This window comes from Sphingobium sufflavum (assembly GCF_021403115.1).
GTDB classification, from domain to species: Bacteria; Pseudomonadota; Alphaproteobacteria; order Sphingomonadales; family Sphingomonadaceae; genus Sphingobium; species Sphingobium sufflavum.
In genome coordinates this window covers 146,556-165,229 of sequence record NZ_JAJSSH010000004.1, presented here as the reverse complement: position 1 = coordinate 165,229, position 18,674 = coordinate 146,556, and the positions used below count along the sequence as shown (strand labels likewise).

Here is an 18,674-nt window from a genome sequence, read left to right as displayed (position 1 = left end):
CAATCAGGAATAGCGTTGCCCGAAAGCGGTCGTCTTCCAAATTGGGGATGACCCCGTGCGGATGGATGGGTATCCCGGTCAGCGCGAGTTCTCACGGGCGCTGCGTCCCCTCTCCCCCACTTCCACGGAGCGCCTGCTTGGAAACGGTCTCGATCATCCTGATATTGCTGGTGGCGGTTGTCGTCAGCGGCGCTATTTCGCGCATGTTGCCTATCGGCCTGCCAACGCCGCTGGTCCAGATTGCGCTGGGTTTCCTGATCGGGCTCGTCTCCAATCTGCGTGTGGCGCTCGACCCGGAACTCTTTCTGCTGCTCTTCCTTCCGCCCCTTCTGTTTCTGGACGGCTGGCGTATTCCCAAGGATGAACTGCTGAAGGATGTCGCCACCGTCTTCGAACTGGCACTGGGTCTGGTCCTCCTGACGGTCGTGGGCGTCGGCTTCTTCATCGACTGGCTCATTCCCGCCATGCCGCTGGCAGTCTGCTTCGCACTGGCGGCGGTGATCTCGCCCACCGACCCCATCGCGGTGTCCGCCATCGCAGCGCGCGTGCCCATCCCCAAGCGGATGATGCATATCTTGGAAGGCGAATCTCTCCTCAACGACGCATCCGGTCTGGTGTGCCTGCGCTTCGCCATTGCGGCGGCGCTGACGGGAAGCTTCTCCGTCGGTGAGGCGAGCCTAACCTTTCTATGGCTGGCCATCGGAGGGCTGGCTATCGGCGTCGCCGTGACACTAGCGGTCACGCGGGCAAAGGCATGGATATCCGAGAGGTTTGGCGAGGATATAGGGTCGCAGATCCTCATCAGCGTCCTCATCCCGTTCGCCGCCTATATATTGGCGGAGCATCTCCATTGCTCCGGCATCCTCGCCGCCGTCGCCGCAGGCGTGACGATGACATTTGCCGAGATAACACGGCAAGCATTGCCCGCTACACGCATGCGTCGCAATTCGGTGTGGGATACCCTCCAGTTCGCGCTCAACGGCATCATCTTCGTGCTGCTGGGCGAACAATTGCCGGGAATCCTCGCCGCCGCCAGGCAGACGGTGCGCCTGACCAATCACACCAACCCGTGGTGGCTTGGCCTCTATGTCGTGGCGATCATGCTGGCGCTGGCCGCGCTGCGCTTTGCATGGGTGTGGGTCTCCTTCCGGCTGACCCTGTTCCGGGCGCGCGACGACGTGCCCTATCGTCGGCCCGACTGGCGGCTGGTGGCCGCAATGTCCTTTGCCGGTGTGCGCGGGGCGATCACGCTGGCGGGCGTGCTCACCATCCCGTTGACGATGACGGATGGGACTGCCTTTCCCGCGCGCGACCTGGCGATCTTTCTGGCGGCGGGCGTCATCATCGTCTCGCTGGTCCTGGCGAGCATTGGCCTGCCCCTGCTACTGCGCGGGCTGACCATGCCGGCAGAGCCATCCAGACAGGCGGAAGAGGATGAAGCGCGTGTCGCAGCGGCGCAGGCCGCAATCAGCGCGATCGAGAATGTGCAGCATCAACTGGCGGAGGGACGCAAGGATGTCGACGTCTATGCCGCCGCTGGCGCCCGCATCATGGACCTGTATCGGGAGAAGATCGACAGCCGTATTCAGCAGAGCGGCGACACGCATGAGACGCGCAAATATGCGCTGGTGGAGCGCGACCTGCGGCTGGCGGGGCTGAAGGCCGAACGGGATGCGATATTCCTGATGGCTCGCAATCGTTCGATAGGAAGCGAAGTCGCGCAGAAGCTCATACGCGAACTGGATTTTCTGGAGGTACGCTTTCGGACCTAGTTTGGTCGGTTGCCTTCCAAGCCTTGTTTCCGCGGCATCTGATGCCCATATCATAGCTATTGGCGCTCTGTCCGTGGACTGCCAGCTCACAAATCGGCAGCGCTGGCTCCCCGCTTGTGAAAGCGACGATTTCGTCGCGGCCCAGCGGCAGGACAGCGCCTCCATGATATCTCGCCCCCTCCACGACCGCTTTATCGTACGTCGTATCGAAGCCGCTGTCCCCGATTGGGGCGATGATGGCTCGGAAACATTATCTCGGCTGCGCGGCACGGGTTGCTGAAAAAAGGGGGTGGACCAAATAGTTCGTCCCTCCGCCTATCGCGCTACGCCAAGACCATGCGTCAAAAAACCATAGAGTCGTCATGGCGCGACATCCCGTCGCTATCCCGGAGAACTAGTATGAGCCGCGCAATGAACCTGTCGATTTCCGAAGACGATGCTGTCGCCAAATGTGCCGAACTGGGCGTGGAGATCAGCGTGGTGGAGCCATTGCCGGAAGGCGGCGTCCATATCGTCTGCCGGACGCAGGAGGGTTCTGACATCCTCCGCCTCAAGGCCAAGGCGCATTTGATCGCCGGACCCGTCAAGCGGTCTGCTTTCTATCAGGCGCGCCAGTGGTAGGTGGGGCCTGACTGGCGGACGAACCCCGGAGCAGGATAGTTCCGGGGTGAAGGCCGTGCCGGTATGTCATCCTGATGGCGTAGGTGCGTGACGCCAGCGGAGCCGTTCACGTCGTCAGGTCTGACGACGCCCTGCTGATGCGCTGTCGACGGGCTTCGGCATGGGCAACGATGAGGGGGGCTGGGCTATCCGATTTCCTTAGCCATCGATCGGTTCGGTGACGTTTGCACAGTCAGACGGGTTTCGACGCGAGCCAGATGAAATGCAGGCCATCCCCATCCCTGTTGGCGGGCATGCTGATTTCCTCGACGCTGAACCCGGCGTTCTCCAGGCGCGTCACAAAGGCCGCATCCGCATAGGCCGACCAGATGGCAAGAACGCCTCTGGGCCGCAGGGCGCGATAGGCGGCCTGTAGTCCCCAATTGCAGTAGAGGCGATCGTTGAGGGGTTGGAGGAAACCGTCAGGGCCGTTGTCAACATCGAGCATGATGACGTCGAAATGATCGACCGTCCCGCTGATGACGTCATGAACATCGCTGACCTTGATCGAGACACGCCTGTCGGCAAGATGGTCCCCGAATATATGCGCCAGCGGTCCCCGCGCCCATGTGATGACCGTCGGCACAAGCTCTGCAACCACCACTGTCGAGTCGGGCGACAGCACTTCAAGCGCCGCGCCGAGCGTGAAGCCCATGCCCAGCCCGCCAATGAGCACCGTGCCATCCCGGCCATCCAGTCGCCAGCATGCCAGTTCGGCGAGCGCCTGCTCGGAGTGCCGAACCTCGCTACCCATCAGTTCGTCGTCGCCGAACTGGATCGAAAAGGCGTCGCCGCACTGGAGAAGGTGCAAATGGCCGCCGCCCGGCAGATCCGCAACATCGACGATGGTGACGGGATGAGCGGGGGTGGCCCTAGGCACCGAAGGCGCTGGCTGATTATATGCGTTCAGCGGCTCGCATCCACCGGCTCGATAGGGGTGACGGCAGCTGCGGTGGCGCGACGGCGTTCCTGCACGGCAAAGGCGAGCGCGCGCAAATGACGCTTGTTGGCAGTACGAAGCTTGCCCATAAATTTCCTGTCAGGTTGAAATCAGTCGCGGTGTTGGCCAGGTCGGCGTCCGTCACGCGCTGATCTGTACGGTCATGGTCATGTTTCGACCGTGCTGGCAAGCGTTTGGATGGAGCCGGACCCGTGGAGGGGGTTGGTCCCATGCCTTTCGGTCAACGCGTTTCTGCATCCCGCACACACGCAGAGCGGTCAAGGCTGTTGGCGCATATTATGTGTGGGATTGCCAGCATCGTCGATATAGGCGGGCCGTGCAATCCGGCAGTTCAGGTAGAGACATGGCTCGCAAACATTCCAGACATGGTTCCTATGAAAGCCTGTACCCGCAGGATGAGCCGCCCGCAGCGGTCGTGCCCTGCTGGCTGTGTGGCCGACCCACCGGCAAGAGCATCGTCTGGCACCATCCGGTTCCCAAAAGCCGGGGCGGGCGGGATGTCGTGCCCATGCACCCCATATGCCAGCAGACGCTGGTCGCCAATTTCACCAATTCCGAACTTCAGCGCCACGGCATGGATGTGGAGGGTCTGCTGGCCCATCCCGGTGTGCGGAAATTTGTCGACTGGGTCGCGAACAAAGACCCGGATTTCACCGCGACCACGGCCAAGAAGCAACGCTGACCGGCTGGCTATTGCCCTCTATCCGGGCTGCCACGCGACCCTGTTGCGGCGTGCGCCGAAAGGCGTAGGCAAGGATGTGGAGGGTGCAGAGGCGGCGGCCCAAGGATAGCTAACGATGGCCTGCACCCGTTCAGCGGCCTGACATGTTGCGCTTGCCAGAGGCATCGTCACGGATCAAAGCGCGGCCTGAAGCGTCTCCTGCCGTGACGACCGGGTCGATCATAGCCGAGTATTCATTGCCCCATGCCATCCGTTATTTCCCAGTTCAGCCCCGGACTGCGCCGGAACTTCCTCCTCTGCGCCGCCATCATCGGCCTAACCGCTGCCAACGCCGCGTCGGCGGCGAGCTATTATGTCAATGCGACCACAGGCGACGACCGCAACACGGGCCTGTCCGATACGCAGGCATGGCGAACGCTGGCCCGCGCCCGTGACTTTCCGTTCCAGCCGGGGGATCAATTGCTGTTGGCGTCCGGCTCCGTCTGGCGTGAGCCGCTGGTCCTGTCACGTTCGGGACGGCGCGACGCCCCGATCAGCGTCGGCCGCACCGGCGTCGGGGCCAAGCCACGCATCGATGCGGGCGGCGTCTCCCCCCACGCTGTTTTGATCCGCAACGCCGAATTCGTCTCCGTCAGCGGTCTGGAAGTCACCAATGACGGCCCCCCGACGGGTCCGCGATATGGCGTGTTCGTCTCGGCGGAGAATGTCGGCGTGACGCGCGGCATCCGCATCAGCGACATGTATATCCATGACGTGCGCGGCACCAATGATCGCAAGGACAATGGCGGCATCGTTTTCCAGGCCCTCGGCCTCCGCCTGCGCACCCGTTTCGAGGGGCTGACGGTCGAGCGTAACATCATCTGGCGCGTGGATCGGTCGGGCATTGCGGGGATCAGCGATCAGGTCACGACCGCCCGATGGTTTCCCAGCCGCCAGATCATCATCCGCGACAATTATCTGGAGGATATCGGCGGCGACGGCATCGTGCCGCGTGGCACCGACGGCGCGCTGATCGAGCATAATATCGTGCGCTACGCGGCCAGCCGCGCGCCCGGCTATAATGTCGCCATATGGCAGTGGAGCACGGACAACAGCCTGATGCAGCTCAACGAGGCGGCCTTTACGCGGGGGCGCTACGACGGGCAGGGTTTCGATTCCGACTTCAACAGCCGCCGCACCCGGATCATCTACAATTACAGCCATGACAATGCGGGCGGATTCCTGCTGATCTGTTCGCCGCGCAGCAACGACACCGATAATCTGGGCAATCGCGGCACGGTCGCGCGCTTCAATGTCAGCCGCAACGACGGGACGCGGATCATCCAGCTGTCAGGGGCGGTGACGGACGCCTTGGTCGAGCGTAACGTCATCCATGTCGGCAAAGGCATGGACGTGCAGATGGTGGTCGCCACCGAATGGCAGGGATGGGCGAGCGACGTGCGTCTGCGCCACAATCTCTTTGCGGTCGCGGGCACCGCTCGTTATGGCCGTGAAGTGGGGCGCAGCGGCCCCGATTATCTGATCGCGCCGGGATTCCTGCCCGCCGAACAGATCAAGTTTAGCGACAACCAGTATCTGGGCCTCCATATCGACAGGCCGCAGGATGATGACGCGGTGGTGAAGCCGGATTACAAGCCGCCGGTGGTGGACTGGGCGGTGCCGACTTTCGATCCCGCCAAACCCGACAATTTCGCCGATTTTCTGGCAAGGCACCGCAGCTGGATGCTGGCCATGCTGGCGCGCGAACTGGGGCGGCCGGTCGAGCTGGAGCGCGCGCGCGGATCATCCCCCTTCGAACTGCGGCGATAGGAGCACTAAGCCCATCGTCGCAGTCGGCGAGAGGGGATGCGAGATGGATATGTTGCTTGCCGCTGCCTCTCGCACCCCGGCCCGCTTCAAAAGCGGGTGGACAGCGATATCCGCCAGGTAAGCGGCGCGCCCGGCCAGACCTCGAACGGGCTGAAGGCGTGGCTGTAATAGCGTTCGTCTGTCAGATTCTCGATGCTGGCGGTCACGCGCACAGTCTTTGTGATCGCATAGCTGGCCTGCCCATCGACCCGCCAATAACCGGGCAGTGCAAAACTGTCGTCGATGTCGCCCGCCCGCGCGCCGGTGCGCGTCGCCGATCCGCCGAAGCCCAGACCCGCCAGTGGGCCATGCTCGATGGCATAATCGCCGCGCAGGATTAGGCTGTGCGCCGGGATGTTGCGGATGCGTTTGCCGACCAGCGTCGCGTTGGTGTCCTCCGTCGTAGAGGCATCGGTATAGGCGTAACCGGCGTAGAGAGAGAGGCCGTCGAGGGGCCGGGCCTCCACCTACAGTTCGAACCCCTTGGCGACCTGCGCGCCGATGGGGATCAGGGCGGAGGGGGAGTCGCGATCCGAAACGGCGACATTGCCGCGCTTGAGATGGAACAGCGCGCCGTTCAGCGACAGGCGGCCACCGAGCAACTGCGCCTTTGCGCCCACCTCATATTGGGTGCCCGTCTCCGGCTTCAGCGGCGATCCGGCCGCCGTGGTGCCCTGTACCGGCAGGAAGGCGGATGTGCGGTTGGCGAACAGGGCGACGGCCTCCACAGGGGAGTAGAGCAGTCCGAACTGGCTGGTCCATGCCGTTTGTGTCTGGCTGTTGATGTCGGCGCTGCCCCCGCAGCGCGCGCTGACCGTCGTCTGGCGATAATGGGACCAGCGGACGCCTGCGACCAGCCTGACCTGATCGGTGAGCGTCATGCGGTCCCGCGCGAAGAGGCCGCCGGTGCGCGACTTTTCCGAGGTGGTGCTGCCCAGGCTGGGCACGGCGAAGGTGGCGGGCCGCTGGCTGAGGTCATAGACCGGGGCATAGACGTCGATGCCCGCCGCCAGCCCGACCGTGCCGCTGTTATGGCGGTCGAACCATGTATAGTCACCACCCACGACCAGTTCATGCCCGATCGGCCCGGTGTCGAACGACAGGCCGAGGTCGGTGTGCGCGGTCCAGTTGTCGCCGGTGGTCTGCGAAGACAGCGCTGCGCGGGAAAGGGTGCGTTTCGCACCGTCTTCCCAACCCAGCAGGCCGAACACGCCTTCCTCGTCGATGCGTTCATGCGTCCAGGAGAGGGCGGTGCGCCATGTCACCCGGTCGCTGAAGCGATGATCGACGCGCGCCGAAATATCCTCATTCTCGCGGATGGAGGGTGCGAAGGTCGGGTCGTGAGGCCCAGCGAACGGGGCAGCGGGCCGTTGGGATTGGGCAGCACAGTCCCCTCCGCAGGCAGGCCGTTGAAGAAGCCCCTGAGCTTGTTGCGGGTATAGAGGCTCTCGACGGTGACGGTCGTCGCATCGCCCACGTCGAAGGCGATGACCGGCGCGATGAAAAGATGCTGCCGACGCCAATAGTCCAGGAAGCTGTCGGCATCGTCATAGGCGGCGGTCAGGCGGAAGCGTATGTCGCCGCCCGCCGTCACCGGCCCGGTCAGGTCCACCGTGCCGCGCCAGTCCTGATAGCGGCCATAGCTGAGGCTGGCGTTGCCCGCCCATTCCCGTTTGGGTTGCTTGGTGACGATATTGACCACCGCGCTGGCTGTAGCTGGCCATAGAGGACGGAGGCGGGGCCTCTCAGCACCTCCACCCCGTCGATGGAGATCGTGTCGCGCGGCTGGTTCAGCTTGCTGGGGGCGATGCCGTTGACGGTCTGGTTCGCCTGAAAACCACGGATCAGGAAGGTGTCGCCAAAAGCGTCGAGCGGCGAGCCATCCCGTGACGCGCCGGGCACGAAGCGCAGCAGGTCGCCCACCGAGTCGCTGCCAGTCGACTGGATCGCCGCTGCGTCCAGCACTTCCACGGACTGGGGAATGGTCATTCTGGTGTCGCGCGTCAGGCGACCGAAAACGAGGATGTCGGGCGAGTCCGTGGCAATTGGAGCAGCAGGCTGCGTCTGCGCGCGCGGCGTGTCGCGCACGATGACGAGGCCGGAGCGACCGTCCGGCTGTGCGCGCAGGCCGGTGCCGAGCAGCAGCCGGGCGAAGGCCTCCGCCGTGGTGAAGCTGCCGCGCGTGGCGGTGCTGGTCTGTCCGCGCGTCAGGGTCGCATCCGCCACGACCAATATGCCGGTTTCGCGTGTGTAGCGGGCCAGAGCGCGGGCCAGCGGCTCCGCAGGCAGGTCAAAGACGCGCGTGAGCGTGGCCTGCGCCATGGCAGGGCCAGCGGAACGGCGGTGCAGCACAGCATCGCGCTGGCGAAGCGCATCCGAAAAATGGTCATCATAGTCCCCAATTGTTCCCTGATTATCCTACGGACGGATCAGGCGGCACGAGGGACAGCGGGTCACGAAAAAAATTCAGCGGCGACGGCGCAGGGCGATCCCGTCCGCCCGTTCCTCGACGGTGACGGGCAGGGCGGAGGCGATGCTGTCCAGCGCGCGATCCGTGTCGTTCAGGGGAAAGGTGCCGGAGAGGTGCAGGCCCGCAATATCCGCCGCCGCATAATGGATGGGGGTGGTGCGATAATGCGGTTCAGTTCGTCGATGATGCCGGATAGCGGGCGGTCGTCGGCAACCAGCAGCCCCTCACTCCACGCCCCCGCCGTGAAAGGGTCGACGTCCGGCAGCCTGTGCGCGCCTCTGGCATCGAGGCAGGCCGACTGGCCGGGGGCGAGGGTGAGGCAGGCGGCATGGCTTTGCGTGGTGCATGCCTCGACATGGGATTCGATCACCTCCACTATCGTGGTGTCGCCGCTGATGCGGACGCTAAACCGCGTGCCCAGCGCACGGGCGCTCCCCTGTGCGGTACGAATGATGAAGGCGTGGGGCTGCCCCGGCCGTACCGTCGCCATCACGCCGCCGCGCCATAGCCGGACGGTGCGACCCGACCCGTCCACATCCGCCGCGCTGTCGCTGTCCAGCAGGATGTGGTCGCCCGTCGCCAGTGTTGCGGGCCGGATCTGACCGATACCGCTGCGCTCGTCCGCCAGTCGCGAGCGGACATAGGGATTGTGGGTGGCCAGCCGGCTCAGCAGGACCGTGCCGCCGACGATCAGCGCCAGCGGCAGGGTTCGCGAGCGCCGCGACAGCATGGCGGTCAGCGCGGTTCGTCCGATCCGGTCCTGCCGCATTGCCTGCCCCTCGATCCTGCCCATGCGATCGAATGCGATGCGATGGGCCGGATCAAGGCACATCCAGCTTTCGAAACCGGCGCGATCGGTGTCCGTGCAGTCCGCGTCCGCCAGTTGCACCCGCCATGCCGCCGCCTGTTCGATCATCGCACGGGTCGGCGCGGCCTGATCATTCGGGGTCGGATCGTTCAGGCTCGGATCAGTCAGGGCAACCATGGGCGACGATGTAGCAATGGGTGAGCGCGCGGGCGACATATTGCTTCACCATGCTGGTCGATACGCCGAGGTCGGCCGCGATCTCCGCATAGGCGACGCCATCCACGCGGCTCATCAGGAAGGCGCGGCGGACGCGGGGCGGCAGTTCATCGAGCAGTTCGGCCAGCGCGGCCAGTTCCTGCACTGCCTCTGCGATACGGTCCGGCGCGGGCGGCGTGGCAGTGCCCATGTGCAGCGCGAAGGCTTCGAGGAAACAGCGTTCCGAGCTGCGCCGCCGCACATCGTCGATCAGCAGACGCCGCGCGACCGTGGCGAGGTAGCGACGGGGGTGCGCCTCCAGTTGCAGGGCGGGCTGTTCCGCAAGGCGGCAGAATGTCTCTTGTGCAAGGTCGCTCGCACGGGTTCGGCAACGGGCATGGCCAGTCAGCCATGCCAGCAACCACCCGCCATGCGCGCGGTAGATCGAATCCAGGTCGAGAGAGGCCGTGCCGGTCATGCGATTCGGCTAAATCTTTATGAGAGTGAATCGCAATAGCGCTTTACGGACGGCAGGGGTGCGCCGACGGAGGCGGCCTGTCCGCCACACGCAATGGTGATGGGCGTTGTGTGGCAGGAAGAGCGCCGAGACGGAATCCGGCCTGGCACTGTCGACAAGGGATCGACATCGGTCAGGATGGGCAGTGGGCTGGTCGATCCCGACCCGTTGCCCGGAGGGTGCCGGTGATGACGATGAGAAGTCCGACGGCCGATGTGGCGGCTCCGGCCAGAGACACCATCGGATAACCAAGACCCTTGGCGATGACGAAGCCGCCCAGCGCGGCTCCCAGCGCATTGCCTAGGTTGAACGCCCCGATGTTCATCGCGGATGCCAGATTGGGTGCATCTGCGGCGGCCGTCATCACTCGGACCTGAAGAGGCGGGACGAGGGCGAAGCTGGCCACGCCCCACAGGAAGATCAGCACGGCGCTGATTCCGGCATGGGGCATCAGGGCGGCAAAGGCGACCAGGACGGCAGACAGGGACGCCAGCGTGACGATCAGCGTGCGGTCTACCGAATGATCGGCGAACTTGCCGCCCAGCCAGTTACCGATCGTCAGACCGACGCCATAGGTGACGAGCATGGCCGTCACAAACGCGAACGAAGCATGGGTCGCATCGCGCAGGATGGGTACGATATAGGTAAAGACGGTGAACATGGCGCTGGACCCCACGACCGTTAGGGCCAGCGCACCGAGAACCGGCCCGCGCCGCAGCACGCGAAGCTCCGCCATGGCATTGCCTCGGCTGGAGCGGGGAGGGCAGGCAAGGTCAGGCGGAGCGCCGCCATGGTCATGACGCCCAACGCGGCTATGCCCCAGAAGGATGCGCGCCAGCCCAGATGCTCCCCTGCCCATGTCGCCAGAGGTACGCCGACCACATTGGCGATGGTCAGCCCCATGAACATCGCCGCGACCGCGCTGGCCGCACGCTGCGGCGGCACGAGGCTGGCCGCCACGATGGAGCCAACGCCGAAGAAGGCGCCATGGTTGAAAGAGGTCAGCACCCGCGCGGCGAGCAGCATGGCATAGCCGTCCGACACCGCGGCCAGCAGATTGCCCGCCGTGAAGATGCCCGCCAGTGCGATCAGCAGCGCACGCCGCGGCACGCGCCCCGTGGTCAGCGTCATCAGCGGCGCACCGACCATCACGCCCAGCGCATAGGCGCTGATGAGAAGGCCCGCCGTGGGAATGGAAACGCCCAGGTCGGTGGCGATCACCGGCAGCAGGCCCATGGGCGCAAATTCGGTGACGCCGATGCCAAAGGCGCCGACCGCGAGGGCGAGAAGACCGGGGTTGAGCTTCATGGAATTGTCCTCAGACCAGTGGCGGGTTCAGGCGGGCGAAACCCTCCTGCTGGCGATAGGGCGTGTAGGGATAGGGCGGCAGGACATCGCTGGCGGCATCCAGAACGGCGACCTGCGCGGGGGTGAGCGACCAGCCGACCGCGCCCAGATTCTGCCGTAGCTGCTCCTCGTTGCGCGCGCCGATGATGACGGAGGAAACCGTCGGACGCCGCAGCAGCCAGTTGAGCGCGACCTGGGGCACCGACTTGTCCGTCTCCGCCGCCACGGCCTCCAGCGCGTCGATGACGCGATAGAGATAATCCTTGTCCACGGGCGGCGCGAATTGTTCGGTGTCGTGAAGGCGGCTGCCGTCCGGTATCGGGCGATCGCGCCCGATCCTGCCGGTGAGCCGTCCCCAGCCCAGCGGACTCCACACCAGAGCACCGATACCCTGATCGACGCCCAGCGGCATGAGGTCGGCCTCATAGGCACGACCGATCAGCGAATAATAGACCTGATGCGCGACGAGGCGCTGCCAGCCGTGGCGATCGGCGACAGCTTGCGCCTTCATCAGTTGCCAGCCGGGATAGTTGGAGACGCCCGCGTAGCGGATCTTGCCCGCCGCGATCAGTTGATCCAGCGTTCCCATTAATTCCTCAACGGGCGTCGATGCATCGAAGGCATGAAGCTGAAGCAGGTCGATATGGTCGGTTCCAAGCCGCTGGAGCGACGCGTCCACCGCGCGGATCAGGCGCGCGCGTGATGTGCCCCAGTCCTGTGGCCCATTGCCACTGGGCAGGCCCGTCTTGGTGGAGATCAGCACGGCGTCCCGACGCCCCCTGATCGCTTCGCCCAATATCTGTTCGGCGTTCCCGTCCGAATAGACATCGGCGGTGTCGAGCAGGGTGACGCCCGCATCCAGGCAGATGTCGATCAGTCGCCGCGCTTCCACCGCGTCGCTTTGCCCCCATGCACCGAACAATGGCCCCGTGCCGCCGAACGTACCGGTGCCGAAGCTGAGAGCCGGTACGCGCAGGCCCGATGATCCGAGTTGCCGATATTCCATGGTTCGCCTTTCCCTTGCACTATGGACGCATAAATGGAGGGCAGGGCATCACGCGACTACCTGTCGATAACGCGAAGGATATTTGCAATGGACGCAAAGCTGGCAGGCGGAGCCGACCGGGCCAGATCGCTGGGCCTCTTCGCGACAATCGTGGAGCAGAGGAGTTTTTCGGCGGCGGGGCGTATGTTGGGCCTCAGTCCATCGGCTGCGTGCGGACCATCGCAGTGATGGGACGGTGAAGACCGTCGCCCTGCCGGACGGCAGCATGGCGATGCTCGACGCGCGGACGGCCATCGCCATTCATTATGACGGCGCAGAGCGATGCATCGCCCTGCTGCGCGGCGATCTGTGGGTACGGGTTGCGCATGGCGACCGGCGTCCTTTCCGGGTGTCCGCGCTGGGTGGTGTGACGCAGGACGTGGGCACGGCGTTCGGGGTCAGTCTGCGCAACGATCAGGCGACGGTGGGCGTGACGGAGGATGTGGTGGGCGTGCAGGCGGCGGCGGATAGCGGGCCGGTGACGCTCCATGCATCGCAGTGGTTGCGTTATGGACCGGGCGGATCGGTCATGCGGCTAGGCAATGCGCCTGCGGCGGACATCGCCCCGTGGCGCAGTGGTGAGTTGCTTCTGCAAAAGGCGAGCGTTCGCGACGCCATCCACGCCATCGGGTGGTATCGGTCGGGTCCGGTCCTGCCGGTCGGCGACAGCGCCGCCGACCGGCGGATCAGCGCAGGACCGGCCGGCTCGATGTCTATCGACTGGGCAGCGTCATCCTGTTGCGTCCGGCTTCATAAAAATTCGCGCGGGAGTGTTGGGAGGCGCGCTCCCGCCATCGTCAAACCCTATGGATGCACCACTAATGCGACGCATTCCCATTTGAGCGTTTGAGAAACGTCAGAGCATTGGGGAACAAGAAAATGTCGCATCATCTGCGCTGCCGTCCTTTCGGCGCCTGCCCATGCACAGGGTGCCAATGCCCGGCGGGCGCCGCGATCCTTCGACATTCCGGCCCGCTGGTCAAGGATGTTCCATCCAGGCGCGTGTGGTCGGCATGACGTAGCGCGACGACAGATTCATGGACTATTATAGCCACAAGCGCGCCATCGCCTATCGCATAGTCGAGGTCGACGTAACGCCCATGACGATGCTGCGCGGCGGCATAGACTATCAGAAATATCATGCGTAGGGTTCGCCGGGCGTACCCGTGCTCTACAGCGACGGTACACGCACCAATCTCCCCCGGTTCACCAGCAGCGGCGCCATTGGGTGTATGACCGGCTCGACACCTACACCTGATTCCTGGTGCTGGAGCAGAGGTTGCCGCACGACTGGACGTTGAAGGTCGGTGCGGAGCGCATTACGGTGGCGGGTGGGGCACACCGGAAGCTATCTCTTCATCTCTGGCCTCTCGCGTCTGAATCGGGATGGCAGCACGACCAGTGACCGCGGCTTTTACTTTCCGCGCTAGAAGTAGAATAACCTGACCGCCACGCTGGGCGGCCAATTCGAGCTGTTCGGCCACACGCATGATTTTATCACGGCTATAGCTACAACCACTATAAAACTATCACTCGACCTTCAGCGACGGCGATTCGAGCATCACCAACTATTTTACATGGCAGAATAATGCGCCGGAAGGCGCTCCGGGAAATCCGGGGATATATATGGACATCCGGTACAAGCAGCAGGCGGCGACCCGGCTGAACCCGGCCGAGGGGCTGAGCATCATCTTGGGTGGTCGTTTCACCGACTTCGACTATTATTATTTCGTTCAGGCGTTCAGCATCGGCGCGGTGACACGCACGACGAAACGGATACGGGGCGAGATCACGCCCTATGACGGCATCGTCTATGACCTCACACTCATACACAACGTCTATGCAAGCTATACCGACATATTCCAGCCGCAGAGCACGCAGGACCGGAACGGCGAACTGTTGCCGCCGGTCGTGGGCCGTAATTATGAAATGGGCTGGAAAGGCAATTTCGGTGACGGACGGCTGACCGCCAGCGCCTCCCTCTTCCGGGTGGAGCGGGATAATCTGGGCGTTGGTCGATACGGGCTATACCGTGCCCGGCACGACCAACACCGCCTATCGCGCCGCCAAGGGCGCGCGGACGGACGGCGTCGATGTTGAACTAGCCGGGGAAATCCTGCCGGGCTGGAACATGACGGCCAGCTATAGTCATGCCATCACCAAGGATGCGGCCAACACCCGGTTGAACAGCGAGATGCCGTCCGATACCGCCAAATTCTGGACGACCTATCGTTTTCCGGTCGGAGGTCGTGACCTGACGCTGGGAGGTGGCGTCAACTGGAACGGCGGCAGTTGGATAACCTTGAGCCGCTATAATGTGACGGTCGATCAGGGTGCCTATCTCGTCGCCAATCTCATGGCGCGCTATGACATCAGCGACAGTCTCTCCGCTACGGTCAACGTCAGCAACCTGTTCGACAAGACCTATTATGCAAGCCTACAGGCGGCGGCGCTTTACGACACGCCGCGCAGTGTGCTGGGGTCGGTCCGCTATCGGTTCTGATGGCGTTGCGGAGAGGATGCCGGTCATCCGTCCCGCGCGTCCTGCAGCGATGACAGAGAAACCCTCGCCCCCCATGGCCGCATTGCCTGCGCCGCTCTCGTTCCTTCAGTCCATGGCATGGCTGCACGGCTGGGTGGGGCTGTTGCCCGGCTGGCTGCTGCTCCTGATCTTCCTGTTCGGGACTACGGCTTTTTTACAGCAGGAGATTTCCGCCTGGATGCGGCCCTTTGTGGTCGTTCAGCGACTGATTTTTCTACCTCAACAGCCGATGGTCGGCTGATGCGCCACGGGCATTAAATTTGTCAGCGCTAAGGTTGTTCGGCTTTGGCGGCACTTATCCGATGGTCTCACGTCTCTGCTCTTCTGAAGCTTATTCCGGCCAGATCACCTTGCCGGCGCCAGTCCTCCACTATCTTCTCAAACGCATCCCATCCGGGGCCATAGGATTCTCCCAGATACCAGCGATTTTTGGAGGTATCGCCATCGTTGTTAAAATAACTCGGCGGACATTCGCGCTGCAGATAGGTAATGTCGATCGCGGTCGACCGGATTAATTGCACCCAATCTTCCTGCGCCTCGAGTTCGGGTTCGACGGCCGTTAATCCACGCTCCAGCGCTTCCTTGATGATATAGGCAATATGGTAACCTTGGCGACTGAACTGGTGGGTAGTCGTCGCGAAGAAGCCGCCCTGAATGTAGCCGGTGAAGAACTGGTTCGGGAACCCATGGGTCATCACCCCATGCAGCGTACGATATCCGTCAGCCCAGTGATCGTAGAGCGACACGCCACCCCGACCTTCGATTGTCTCGATGCCCCAACGACGGTCCAGGTCGCTTGTGACCTCAAAACCGCTGGCGCAGATCAGGCAATCAATTTCATACTCCGCGCTACCGTGTACAAAGCCACGGTCGGTAAGCCGCTCCACGCCGCGTGTGTCCGATACGTCGATCAATGTCACATTGGACTGATTGAAGGCAGGATAATAATAGTCGCTGGAAAGCGGGCGTTTGCAGTTGAAGTTGAACCACGGCTTGAGAGCTTCCGCTGTTCTTTGATCCTGTACGATGCTTTCGACCCGTCCGCGCATACGTTCCATCACGCGGAAGTCCATCATCTCACGCTTCACCATATAGTCCGCCGGGGAGGCAGGCCAGCCATCACGGTCAAACTCTGCGGCGAGATTACGGTTGATCTCGGTCCATATGTCGCAAATCTGGTCTGGCTCGCCGGGCTGGAGGCCCTGAACGGCGGCATTATGGAAATTCTTCTGGCGGGCATATTGCCAGCCCGGTTCGAGTGACTTGACCCATTCGGTGTCGGTTGGCGGGTTGGGCCGCTCGTCAACGCTCGATGGCGTGCGCTGGATGACATAAAGTTGTTTGGCATAGCGCGCGAGGTAAGGGATCGCCTGGATCGCCGTGGCACCGGTACCGACAATCGCAACGCGCTTGTCGAGCAACTTGTCGAGCACGGGATTGCGCCACTCGCCCCCGGTATACTCATAGTCCCAACGTGCAGTGTGGAACAGTTTGCCTTTGAATTCCCGAATTCCAGGGATGCCGGGAAGTTTTGGCTTATTGAGCGGACCGCCGCACATGATGACGAAACGCGCACGGATCTCGTCGCCACGGTTCGTCTCGATCCGCCAGCGCTGCAGTGTGTCGTCCCATTTCAGGGACCGGATCAGCGTGTGAAATAGCGCTCTGTCGTAGAGGCCAAATTGCCGCGCGACCCTCTGGCAATGTTCCTGGATCTCATGGCCGTCGGAAAACTTCTTCGTGGGGACGAAGCCAGTCTCCTCGAGCATAGGCAGATAGCAATAGGCGTCATTATCGCACTGAATGCCGGGATACCGGTTCCAATACCATACGCCGCCAAAGTCTCCGGCATGTTCGATGTGGCGAAAATTGCTGATGCCCGCGTCGCGCAAATGCACGCCCGCCATGATCCCGGACCAGCCAGCGCCGAGAACCGCGACGTCGATATCCTCCGATATCGGCGCGCGCTGCTCCACCACCATATGAGGATCGGCTTCATAGGTTTCCGCAAAGTCCGCCTCGGCTTTCACATATTGCGTCTGGCCATCCGGCCGCAGCCTTCGCTCCCGTTCCTGACGGTATCGCGCCCGCAGACCCTCAATATCGATGTCTTTGGACGCGGGGATTTGCGTCGGCTCGCATGCCATATGCCTCTCCAGCATTTATGATACCGTTTGTACCTTTTATCAGGTGGCATATGCCGGTAGTGCGTGTCAACGCCCGGCAAAAGTGAAGGACTTCATGCGCGATCCTCTAGTGAAGCACATTGCCCCTCGCCGCTCACGGGGGCGACCGCGTCAGGACGAGACAGATTTGATCGAGGCCGAGTTGCTCCAGGGCGCGCTCAACGAGTTCCTCAAGACCGGCTATGGTGGCACCTCCATACGGCAAATCGTCCATGCGCTGGGCGTCTCTAAAACCACCCTCTATTCACGCTATCCGTCGAAGGAGGCCCTGTTTCGTGCGATCGTTACGCGCCAGATCGAACGACTTGCGGCCCACACCACGCTGGAAGACGAACACTGGCCGGACGTCGGAATAGCCCTGCGCACCTATGCCAACAGAACGCTCGAAATCAGCCTTGAGGGGGAACTGCGCGAGGTCAATCGCCTTATCTACAGCGAGTCTCACCGCTTCCCCGAGCTCGGCGTCGCCGCAGCAGAACGAACGGAAATGGGCATCCAGCAAATTACTCGTTTCATCGAGATCTGCGCCGACCGGGACAAGATGCCTGTTCGCAACGCGCGCGGGGTTGCAGAGGCGTTTATCTTCATGCTGCGTGGCTGGTATGTGAATATCCTCCTGACCGGTCAGCCGGTCAGCGCGGCTCATCGCGAAGCGTGGGTGGAAAGAGTCGTCCTGGCCCTGGTGAGCGGGCGCGCCGAATGGTGAAATGCGTTCCCCGCGCCGCGCCTTGACTCCCCCCAGGAATTGCGCCTAACAATAAATGACACAAGCGGTATCATTGAATGCCGACGCTGATTTAGGAGTGGGCTGTGAGCGTCCAGACTTTCCCCCTGACCGAACGCATCGGCACCGAAGTACGCGGCGACGTGGCTACGATGCTGACTGCGGAGACGGCGGGGCATCTCCGCAAGCTCCTGATTGAGCGCGGGGTGCTGGTGTTCAAGAAAGCCGGTTTTACCGATGAACAACAAGTGACGCTCGCCGGGCTTATGGGGACGGTGCGGGACGAGGGCGAGAATGGCGTTTTCAAGATCACGCTCAACAAGGCGGAAGGCAATTACGCTCTGAAAGGCTCCTTTCTCTGGCACATGGACGGGACGCATGACGATGTGCCGGTCTTCGCCTCGCTGCTGAGCGGGAAGATCCTGTCGAAAGTGGGCGGCCAGACCGAGTTCGCCAATTCATACCAGGCCTATGAGGAATTGCCGGAGGAGACGAAGGATCGGATCGGCACGCTGAAGGTCGTTCACAGCGTTACCCATTCCATGAGCCAAGCGGGCGTCTCCCTCGACCCGGCGACCGCAGCGGCTGCAGGGCGGGGCGACAAGGTTCATAATCTGGTCTGGACCCATGAGTCCGGCCGAAAGTCGCTGGTCATCGGCTGTCACGCTTCGCACGTTGTTGGCATGGCGATGGATGAGGGGAGAGCGCTCATCAAGGAACTGATCGCGTGGGCCACGCAACCGCGCTTCGTCTATCGCCACGAGTGGGACGTGGGCGATATGCTGATCTGGGACAATACGGGCGTCCTGCACCGCGCGGAGCCGTATCCGGAAGACAGCGGCCGCATGATGCATCGCACGACACTCGTCGGCGAAGAGGCCTTTGCCTGAAGTGCTCGATCACTGACGCTGTACCGC

The 18,674-nt window shown here is 63.0% G+C and carries 18 protein-coding genes and 3 pseudogenes; 11 read left to right on the top strand and 10 right to left on the bottom strand.

The features are described 5' to 3' along the window. The first annotated feature begins 137 nt into the window (after positions 1-137). Complete coding sequence (locus LWE61_RS08440) at positions 138-1,772, top strand: Na+/H+ antiporter (RefSeq protein ID WP_234149614.1); 1,635 nt, start codon at positions 138-140, stop codon at positions 1,770-1,772. A gap of 399 nt (positions 1,773-2,171) precedes the next feature. Next, complete coding sequence (locus tag LWE61_RS08435; RefSeq protein ID WP_234149613.1) at positions 2,172-2,393, top strand: hypothetical protein; 222 nt, start codon at positions 2,172-2,174, stop codon at positions 2,391-2,393. Positions 2,394-2,625: 232 nt separating this feature from the next. Here LWE61_RS08435 and LWE61_RS08430 read toward each other — a convergent pair whose 3' ends face one another. Then, on the bottom strand, positions 2,626-3,312 hold the full coding sequence (locus LWE61_RS08430) for a polyamine aminopropyltransferase (protein ID WP_234149612.1): 687 nt from the start codon (positions 3,310-3,312) through the stop codon (positions 2,626-2,628). Between the two features lie 26 nt (positions 3,313-3,338). Continuing rightward, the gene (locus LWE61_RS20615; protein ID WP_267961650.1) at positions 3,339-3,461 is read right to left on the bottom strand and encodes a hypothetical protein; all 123 of its coding nucleotides are present in this window, start codon (positions 3,459-3,461) and stop codon (positions 3,339-3,341) included. A 275-nt stretch (positions 3,462-3,736) separates the two neighbouring features. On the opposite strand from LWE61_RS20615, the gene LWE61_RS08425 reads away from it, so the two are divergent. Together LWE61_RS08425 and LWE61_RS08420 are read left to right on the top strand one after the other, a co-directional pair. Next, positions 3,737-4,075, top strand: coding sequence for a hypothetical protein (locus LWE61_RS08425; RefSeq protein WP_234149611.1), 339 nt, complete (start codon positions 3,737-3,739; stop codon positions 4,073-4,075). Positions 4,076-4,318: 243 nt separating this feature from the next. Next, positions 4,319-5,884 carry a right-handed parallel beta-helix repeat-containing protein gene (locus LWE61_RS08420; protein ID WP_234149610.1) on the top strand — a complete coding sequence of 522 codons (1,566 nt, stop codon included), beginning with the start codon at positions 4,319-4,321 and terminating at the stop codon, positions 5,882-5,884. Positions 5,885-5,970: 86 nt separating this feature from the next. Here LWE61_RS08420 and LWE61_RS08415 read toward each other — a convergent pair. The 7 genes and pseudogenes from LWE61_RS08415 to LWE61_RS08385 form a co-directional block, all read right to left on the bottom strand. After that, positions 5,971-7,188 (bottom strand): annotated as a pseudogene (locus LWE61_RS08415) (TonB-dependent siderophore receptor). Next, positions 7,185-7,535, bottom strand: coding sequence for a hypothetical protein (locus LWE61_RS08410; RefSeq protein ID WP_234149609.1), 351 nt, complete (start codon positions 7,533-7,535; stop codon positions 7,185-7,187). Before LWE61_RS08410 ends, LWE61_RS08415 begins: the two are co-directional and overlap by 4 nt. Further along, positions 7,526-8,245, bottom strand: coding sequence for an STN domain-containing protein (locus tag LWE61_RS08405; RefSeq protein ID WP_234149608.1), 720 nt, complete (start codon positions 8,243-8,245; stop codon positions 7,526-7,528). The genes LWE61_RS08410 and LWE61_RS08405 overlap by 10 nt, the downstream gene beginning before the upstream one ends. 239 nt (positions 8,246-8,484) lie before the next feature. Next, positions 8,485-9,378 (bottom strand): FecR family protein, encoded by an 894-nt coding sequence (locus tag LWE61_RS08400; protein ID WP_234149607.1) that lies wholly within the window; start codon positions 9,376-9,378, stop codon positions 8,485-8,487. Further along, a complete protein-coding gene (locus tag LWE61_RS08395; RefSeq protein WP_234149606.1) occupies positions 9,362-9,874 on the bottom strand; it encodes a sigma-70 family RNA polymerase sigma factor in 513 nt (170 codons plus the stop codon). Before LWE61_RS08395 ends, LWE61_RS08400 begins: the two co-directional genes overlap by 17 nt. Positions 9,875-10,046: 172 nt before the next feature. Continuing rightward, positions 10,047-11,221, bottom strand: a pseudogene (locus LWE61_RS08390) (MFS transporter). A gap of 10 nt (positions 11,222-11,231) precedes the next feature. Next, complete coding sequence (locus LWE61_RS08385) at positions 11,232-12,266, bottom strand: aldo/keto reductase (RefSeq protein WP_234149605.1); 1,035 nt, start codon at positions 12,264-12,266, stop codon at positions 11,232-11,234. 87 nt (positions 12,267-12,353) lie between these two features. Here LWE61_RS08385 and LWE61_RS08380 point away from each other — a divergent pair. The 5 genes and pseudogenes from LWE61_RS08380 to LWE61_RS08365 form a co-directional block, all read left to right on the top strand. Further along, positions 12,354-12,473 (top strand): annotated as a pseudogene (locus tag LWE61_RS08380) (helix-turn-helix domain-containing protein); the annotation flags it as partial. 28 nt (positions 12,474-12,501) lie between these two features. Next, the gene (locus tag LWE61_RS08375; RefSeq protein ID WP_234149604.1) at positions 12,502-13,155 is read left to right on the top strand and encodes a FecR family protein; all 654 of its coding nucleotides are present in this window, start codon (positions 12,502-12,504) and stop codon (positions 13,153-13,155) included. A 710-nt stretch (positions 13,156-13,865) separates the two neighbouring features. Beyond that, positions 13,866-14,405 (top strand): TonB-dependent receptor domain-containing protein, encoded by a 540-nt coding sequence (locus tag LWE61_RS20610; RefSeq protein WP_326490627.1) that lies wholly within the window; start codon positions 13,866-13,868, stop codon positions 14,403-14,405. Then, positions 14,317-14,808 carry a TonB-dependent receptor domain-containing protein gene (locus LWE61_RS20605; RefSeq protein WP_267961649.1) on the top strand — a complete coding sequence of 164 codons (492 nt, stop codon included), beginning with the start codon at positions 14,317-14,319 and terminating at the stop codon, positions 14,806-14,808. The genes LWE61_RS20610 and LWE61_RS20605 overlap by 89 nt, the downstream gene beginning before the upstream one ends. A 73-nt stretch (positions 14,809-14,881) precedes the next feature. Then, positions 14,882-15,088, top strand: a complete 207-nt coding sequence (locus LWE61_RS08365; protein WP_326490623.1) for a PepSY domain-containing protein — start codon at positions 14,882-14,884, stop codon at positions 15,086-15,088. 67 nt (positions 15,089-15,155) lie between these two features. Here the strand turns inward: LWE61_RS08365 and LWE61_RS08360 are convergent, their stop codons facing one another. Further along, entirely contained in the window at positions 15,156-16,994 is a 1,839-nt protein-coding gene (locus LWE61_RS08360; protein ID WP_234149603.1) for a flavin-containing monooxygenase, read from the bottom strand. A 166-nt stretch (positions 16,995-17,160) separates the two neighbouring features. Here LWE61_RS08360 and LWE61_RS08355 point away from each other — a divergent pair, with 166 nt between their 5' ends. Further along, positions 17,161-17,739, top strand: a complete 579-nt coding sequence (locus LWE61_RS08355; RefSeq protein ID WP_234149602.1) for a TetR/AcrR family transcriptional regulator — start codon at positions 17,161-17,163, stop codon at positions 17,737-17,739. A gap of 104 nt (positions 17,740-17,843) precedes the next feature. Further along, a complete protein-coding gene (locus tag LWE61_RS08350) occupies positions 17,844-18,647 on the top strand; it encodes a TauD/TfdA dioxygenase family protein (protein WP_234149601.1) in 804 nt (267 codons plus the stop codon). The last annotated feature ends 27 nt before the right edge of the window (positions 18,648-18,674 follow it).

Bases quoted from the DNA above. Each gene is read 5' to 3' on its own strand.
- LWE61_RS08385 (WP_234149605.1), bottom strand. From the start codon at position 12,266: ATGGAATATCGGCAACTCGGATCATCGGGCCTGCGCGTACCGGCTCTC.
- LWE61_RS08400 (WP_234149607.1), bottom strand. From the start codon at position 9,378: ATGGTTGCCCTGACTGATCCGAGCCTGAACGATCCGACCCCGAATGAT.
- LWE61_RS08405 (WP_234149608.1), bottom strand. From the start codon at position 8,245: ATGGCGCAGGCCACGCTCACGCGCGTCTTTGACCTGCCTGCGGAGCCG.
- LWE61_RS08365 (WP_326490623.1), top strand. From the start codon at position 14,882: ATGGCCGCATTGCCTGCGCCGCTCTCGTTCCTTCAGTCCATGGCATGG.
- LWE61_RS08420 (WP_234149610.1), top strand. From the start codon at position 4,319: ATGCCATCCGTTATTTCCCAGTTCAGCCCCGGACTGCGCCGGAACTTC.
- LWE61_RS08360 (WP_234149603.1), bottom strand. From the start codon at position 16,994: ATGGCATGCGAGCCGACGCAAATCCCCGCGTCCAAAGACATCGATATT.
- LWE61_RS08395 (WP_234149606.1), bottom strand. From the start codon at position 9,874: ATGACCGGCACGGCCTCTCTCGACCTGGATTCGATCTACCGCGCGCAT.
- LWE61_RS20615 (WP_267961650.1), bottom strand. From the start codon at position 3,461: ATGGGCAAGCTTCGTACTGCCAACAAGCGTCATTTGCGCGCGCTCGCC.
- LWE61_RS08425 (WP_234149611.1), top strand. From the start codon at position 3,737: ATGGCTCGCAAACATTCCAGACATGGTTCCTATGAAAGCCTGTACCCG.
- LWE61_RS08435 (WP_234149613.1), top strand. From the start codon at position 2,172: ATGAGCCGCGCAATGAACCTGTCGATTTCCGAAGACGATGCTGTCGCC.